The 6,334-nt window shown below is 56.4% G+C and carries 4 protein-coding genes; 3 read left to right on the top strand and 1 reads right to left on the bottom strand.

Going from position 1 to position 6,334, the window contains the following annotated elements:
* Positions 1 to 126 precede the first annotated feature (126 nt).
* The gene (locus Pla100_RS00060; protein ID WP_146575679.1) at positions 127 to 1,824 is read right to left on the bottom strand and encodes a DUF2339 domain-containing protein; all 1,698 of its coding nucleotides are present in this window, start codon (positions 1,822 to 1,824) and stop codon (positions 127 to 129) included.
* A 446-nt stretch (positions 1,825 to 2,270) separates the two neighbouring features.
* Between Pla100_RS00060 and Pla100_RS00065 the strand changes: the two genes are divergently transcribed.
* The 3 genes from Pla100_RS00065 to Pla100_RS00075 all read left to right on the top strand — a co-directional run bounded on the left by Pla100_RS00065 (position 2,271) and on the right by Pla100_RS00075 (position 6,251).
* A complete protein-coding gene (locus Pla100_RS00065; RefSeq protein WP_146575680.1) occupies positions 2,271 to 3,224 on the top strand; it encodes a dihydrodipicolinate synthase family protein in 954 nt (317 codons plus the stop codon).
* Positions 3,221 to 4,648: an oxidoreductase gene (locus tag Pla100_RS00070; protein WP_146575681.1), complete on the top strand. Its 1,428-nt coding sequence runs from the start codon at positions 3,221 to 3,223 to the stop codon at positions 4,646 to 4,648. Before Pla100_RS00065 ends, Pla100_RS00070 begins: the two co-directional genes overlap by 4 nt.
* Positions 4,649 to 4,796: 148 nt before the next feature.
* Positions 4,797 to 6,251, top strand: coding sequence for a serine hydrolase (locus tag Pla100_RS00075; protein WP_197167599.1), 1,455 nt, complete (start codon positions 4,797 to 4,799; stop codon positions 6,249 to 6,251).
* Positions 6,252 to 6,334: the final 83 nt, after the last annotated feature.

The following is a 6,334-nucleotide window of genomic DNA, read 5'->3' on the forward strand; positions in this document are numbered from 1 at the left end:
AAACGGCTCTTCAGCGTCGGACTCAACAAGTGCGAACCCTGAAGAACCGGCAAATTAGCAGATTCCCGCTCGCCTGTCGTGTCCCAGACGATGAAGTTCGTAAGGTCCAAGCTGCGACCATTTCCTTCATAATCCCATTTGGAATCTGCCCATCCGCCCTGACGATTCCACCGCCGGCCATAGACGCTCGCCCAACCCGCTCTTGATCGCCGTGATCATGACCCCGATCGCAAAACACAACATACCACTGTGCAGCGGCACGTTCACGCTGGCGATCCCGCCACCTTCGATCCAAGCCTGCCCGACGACCACGGCCAAGCACGTCGCCTGAACGGTAAAAACATAGATCCACGCAAACCGACGGGTCAGCCACCAATATCCCAGCGTTACCGCCGACGCCGCCAACAAACCGATCACCGCGCGGTTGTCGCTCGCCCGGTCGAGATGCCAAGCCACCAAAACGCCAGCCCCCAGCGTAAGGCAACCGGCCGCCATACGACGCAATCCTCTCGCAAACGCCGTATCGAATAACCAACCGATCGCCAACATCGCCCCACTTAAAAACACCGCCGAACACGCGTAGCCCACGTTCGGCCTCCCGAGCGACGGGCCGGCCAATGCGAGCGCACCGGAGAACAACACCGCGAATGCAAACCAACGCAAATCACTTTGCCAATCGCGAATCGCCAGTAACAAATAAACCAAAGCCGCCAACAAGACGAACACCCAAGATTGAATCCCCGCCGCTTGAAGCGGTCTGGATATCTCGGCGAATAGCCCTGTTCCGATCAACGCCCCCGCCAAGGCGTGTTCACTGTGCCGAACGCCTCGCAACGCCGCGTAGGCGTAAAATGCCGTTAGGGATAACATCGTGATCGTCGTTGCCGACCCCGCGACCAGTTGTAAATCGTCCGCGATGGGCAGTCGCGTCATGCCTCGCGCCCCCAACCCGCACAACAGCATGGCCGGTGCCACATACAACGTTCCGATCGACCAAACCGGTGTCCGTCGATGCACATCGGATTCAACGGCCAAGACCAACATCGCAAACAGCATCGGCAATAGCAAGAAAGGCTCGAATCCGAACGACTCGCCAAAGAATCCGAACGACAGCCAGATCGCGTGGGAACGAATGCCAGCCAAAACCAACAAGACAACAAAAGCGCTCAGCGGATAAAGCGGCCAACGCCAAGGCGTCCCGTTGTGACGTACCGAACTGCGGCCCCGACGAATCGCAGGAATCAACAACAACATCGCGACGGCAATGCCACATGAAAAAATCACTGACCCCGCATTGGCCAATCGGTCATGACGTTCAGCCACGGCCCGACCGAGCAGGACCGGGCTGGCGAAAAACACCAGCAACATCGCGTAATAGCTCGCCCGATACCAAAACGGAAATGCGATCCGACAACTTCGCAAAACCACTTCGGTCGTCAAAACACCGCCAAATAACCCGCCGATCGCCAGCGTCATCGCCGTCGACGGATCGGTCAAACACAGTTCGTCCAGCGCCGTCGACAACGCCACCAAGCTAACCACGACGACCAATAAGATCGAACGTCCGTCCTCCCACACCTTTCCCAATCGAATCACACCGATCGAGGTCATCGCCATCAACAACGTGTAACAGCCGATACCACCAGCCAACAACAAAGACCGGGATACAAGATCGCCCTGCGAAACGGTCGCTACCTGCAAACCGTAAATGATCAAAAAACAACTCAGCAGATAGAACGGATTCTGCGTGTAAAGAAACCGACCGATCGAGCGGAACCGCCAAGCGGGAACCTCCGACGGCGAAATGTCGACTGCGTGTGACATAACCAACTCCTTGCAAGAAAAGGCCTTGAGCGGCGCCGCAAGAGTTCCTGCGAAACCGGTCCAGGTAGGGACAAGACGTGGCAGTGGACTCATGCTAACTTCCTGGCTAATGAAGAATTAACTTCCTTTGTCGGTCGTTAGCGTGGTTTTCGGTCACTATAAGCGGGTTTTCTCCGAAAGGCAATCGGATCTCGGAGGATCTCCTTTTTTCCCGCCCAAAATTCGATTCCCCGGCATCGGTCGTGCGCATCAGGAGTGGAGTCCTGCCCGGGGGACGCTGTGCACTTGCCCAAACTGCAAATCGGCCGATTTGCCTGATTCACCAAGACGCGGTGATCGGGGGGAACTAAATTTCCTTTCCGTAAGACTGACCCGGCCGCGATCGAGATCGAATCGATCCTCCGCATATGGCCATTTGCCCTCACTTCTGACGCGAAATTCGATTGATGATTGATCCCATTTCCATGCTGCGACCCCGACGCAAGATCACGGGGATGTCGGCAATTTTGTTGCCTTTCCTTGACGATGGTGGGATCGATTGGCCCGGATTCGAACGTCATGTCACGGCGACCTTCGACGCGGGGTTGTCACCCGCGATCAACATGGACACCGGTTACGCCAATTTGATCGACGACGCGACCCGGATCGAAACGCTCCGGCGCTGCCAAGCGATCGCCAACGGTCGGTCGTTTGTCGGAGGCGTCTTCGTCGGTGATCGCCCCGGTGATTCGCTGGATCGATCCGCATACGCTCGCGGGATCGATGACGTGCAATCTCACGGCGGAACGCCGATCCTGTTTCAATCATTTGGGTTGACCGGAGGCGACGACGATAATGTGTTTGATGCCTACTCGTCGTTGGCAACGAACTGCGATGTGTTTTACGCATTCGAACTGGGCCAAATGTTCGCGCCTTTCGGAAAGATCTATTCGCTCGAACTCTATGAACGAATGATGCAAATCTCCCAGTGCTTGGGGGCCAAACATTCTTCACTTGATCGAACGCTCGAGTGGCAACGTCTGCAACTCCGTGATCGTGTCCGACCGGACTTCCTCGTCCTGACCGGCAACGACCTCGCCATCGACATGGTGATGTATGGAAGCGATTACTTGCTCGGCCTAAGCACGTTTCATCCGGCCGCGTTCGCGGTCCGTGATCGGTTATGGGCCGAAGGCGACGAACGTTTTTATCAACTCAATGATTTACTACAGTACCTCGGCACGTTCGCTTTCCGTCGTCCGGTGCCCGCTTACAAACACTCTGCGGCGATGTTCTTGAAGTTGCGTGGCCGTATCGATTGCGATCCGACGCATCCGCAAAGCCCTTCGCGACCCCAGTCCGATCGCGAAATCTTGTTGCAAATCGCCAACGATCTTGACGCCCTCCTGGAGACCCTATGAGCTACCCACGTATCGCCGGTCTGAAGAACTACGACGCCTTCACCGCTCACTTGCAAGAATCCGGGATCGATCTGCCCAGCGAAGCCGTCGTGCAATCCGGGGCGGACTCCCCTTTAGCCGAGTCTTTGCAGGTTCACGGCCAAACGATCGGCAATCGATTTTGTATTTTGCCGATGGAAGGTTGGGACGGAACCTCCGATGGCAAACCTACTGATCTGACGCGACGACGTTGGCGAAACTTCGGCCTCAGCGGCGCGAAGTGGATGTGGGGCGGCGAAGCGGTCGCGGTTCGTCACGACGGACGCGCCAATCCGAACCAATTGGTCCTCAACGAAGCGAACCTGGCCGACATCGCGTCGCTGAGGCAAGAACTGATCGATACGCATGAAGAACACTTCGATCGTAGCGATGATTTGATGATCGGCTTGCAATTAACCCATTCGGGACGCTACGCGCGTCCCAATGAAAAGAAAAAAGCCGAGCCTCGTACCGTTCAACGCAACGTGGTGCTCGATCGACGTGTCGGCGTGACGGATGACTCGGCGATGTTCAGCGACGAGGAACTCGACCGGTTGATCGCGGACTTTATCGACGCGGCCTGCCTGGTCGAGAAAATTGGCTTCACGTTCGTTGATGTCAAACACTGCCACGGTTATCTCGGCCACGAGTTACTTTCAGGTGTTGATCGGCAAGGAAAGTATGGTGGGTCGTTCGAGAATCGCACTCGATTCCTGCGCGACATCGTGCAGGGCATTCGCGGCGCGACCCGGAATCTACAAATCGGTGTCCGTCTGTCCGTATTCGATTTCGTGCCGCATTGTCCCGGGCCGGATCAAGTAGGAGTACCGGAACCAGACAGTGAACCGAACAAAGTTTTCGGTGCCACACCGGATGGCCTCGGGGTGGATCTCACCGAACCATCGCGTTTCGTGCGATTGATGCACGATCTTGGTATTCGAATGGTTTGCACGACCGCCGGAAGTCCCTACTACACGCCGCACTTGCAACGTCCCGCTTACTTTCCGCCGAGCGACGGATATCATCCGCCGGAAGACCCGTTGGTCGGTGTGGCTCGGCAGATCGCGGCGGTAGCTGAACTCAAACGCCAGCATCGTGAGATATTGTTCATCGGTTCAGGCTACACTTATTTACAAGACTACCTTCCGCATGTTGCTCAAGCGGTCGTCCGTGGCGGGTTGGCCGATTCGATCGGGTTGGGCCGGATGGTGCTGTCCTACCCGGACCTGCCCGCCGACGTGATCGCCGGACGCGTTTGGCAACGCAAGAAGGTCTGCCGTACGTTCAGTGACTGCACCACCGCTCCTCGGCAAGGTATCATCAGCGGATGCTATCCTCTGGATCCGTTTTACAAAAAACGAGAAGAACACGATTGGCTCAAGGCGGCCAAGAAAGCGGTCGTTTAAAGGCCTATCCGAAAAGGGGTCTGACCCTCTCTGGCGAGGCCAAAAACGCAGCCAAAATCGACTCGCCTCCAAAGGGTCAGACCCCTTTTCGGATAGGCACTTAGACGAGCGGTTCGACGACATCCAAGCTTCAACGGAAATGGTCACCATGGTACGAACACTTTTTTGTTTCTTCGCCCTCGGCATTTCCTTGCAAATGATCCATTTCGACGAGTCGATCGGTGCTGCCGATCTGACCGTCGAAGAGGCGCAGCGAATGGCCGCTCCCCTGGTCGAACAGCACCGCGTGGTTGGACTATCGGTCGGAATCATCGACGGATCACGCCGGTTCTCGTTTCATCTGGGTGAAGCACGTCCCGGCGAAGGACCACCGAACGATCAGACCATTTACGAAATCGCTTCGATCTCCAAAGTCTTCACCGGAGTGTTGCTCGGAATCGAAGCGGATCAGAATCCTCTGACCTTGCTCGACGAAGCTGGGCACGACGATAGCGGCGTTGCCGTGCCGGACTATCAAGGTCAGACGATCAATTGGTTGCAACTGGCCACCCATCGCTCGGGGTTACCGCGACTTCCAACCAACTTCGGTAACGCCGGTGCCGATAATCCGTACGCGAACTACGATTCGTCCAAAGCGATCGAATTCCTGCAAAACTACCGGCTTCCTCGACGACCGGGTACGCAATACGAATACAGCAACTTTGCCTTTGCGTGGTTGGGGCATCTTCTCACATTGCAAGATGGGGCCTCGTCCTACGAACGGTTGCTTCAAAAACGAATCACGCGAACGTTGCAGATGGACGACACCGTCGTCAATCTTTCGGATCGGCAAAAGAGGCGTATGGCGATTCCTCATTCGTCGTTCGGAACGCGAGCATCCACTTGGGAGTTCGCCGATATGCCCGGTGCCGGCGGTATCCGCAGCACCACAGCGGACATGATGAAGTTCATGGCGGCGGTTCTGGAACCGACTCAAATTTCAGCCGACCGCGACTTAGTCGAGGGGATCGAAATGGCATGGAAGGAACATCAAGCCAGCAGTCGTGAACACTTTGCCATGGGACTGGGATGGCAGATCGCCCGCGACGGAGAAACTCGCTGGCATAACGGCCAAACCGGCGGCTTCCATTCCGTCATGTTCGTCAATCGCAAACATCAAGTCGGCGTCGTCGCACTCACCAATACCGCCGAAGCACGCCAAGTCGAATCCATGGCCGAGAACATCGTCCGCCGACTCGCTGGCGGCGGCGATCTCGCCGATCTGGAACCTGAGCACGACTCCAAACCGCGCGAGATCACCGTCGACTTGGCCACAATGCAACGACTGGTAGGACGCTACGAGCTGTCACCAACGTTCGTGTTGGATGTTCACGTTGTGGAGGACCGTTTGATGGTCGGGATCACTAACCAACCGACACTTCAGGTCTATGCGAAACGCAAGGACCGATGGTTCTACAAAGTGGTCGAAGCCGAGTTGGACTTTGATCTTCCCGCCGTGGGGCCGGCCAAGTCATTGGAATTGATCCAAAACGGTATTCGTCAAACGGCAATGCGGACTCAACCCGCATTATTCACCAAGGACGAAATCGGTTCTGCGTTTTGAGGTTTGGCCATTGCGAAACGCAGCGAAGCGGATTGCGAGTCTGATTTTGACCGACCGCGCACAACGCCCCCCTCCCCCAGAAT

Source organism: Neorhodopirellula pilleata (assembly GCF_007859915.1).
Lineage (GTDB): Bacteria > Planctomycetota > Planctomycetia > Pirellulales > Pirellulaceae > Rhodopirellula > Rhodopirellula pilleata.

Excerpts from the sequence above, each read along its gene's own strand:
- Pla100_RS00060 (WP_146575679.1), bottom strand. The coding sequence starts at position 1,824 with ATGTCACACGCAGTCGACATTTCGCCGTCGGAGGTTCCCGCTTGGCGG.
- Pla100_RS00065 (WP_146575680.1), top strand. The coding sequence starts at position 2,271 with ATGATTGATCCCATTTCCATGCTGCGACCCCGACGCAAGATCACGGGG.
- Pla100_RS00070 (WP_146575681.1), top strand. The coding sequence starts at position 3,221 with ATGAGCTACCCACGTATCGCCGGTCTGAAGAACTACGACGCCTTCACC.
- Pla100_RS00075 (WP_197167599.1), top strand. The coding sequence starts at position 4,797 with ATGGTACGAACACTTTTTTGTTTCTTCGCCCTCGGCATTTCCTTGCAA.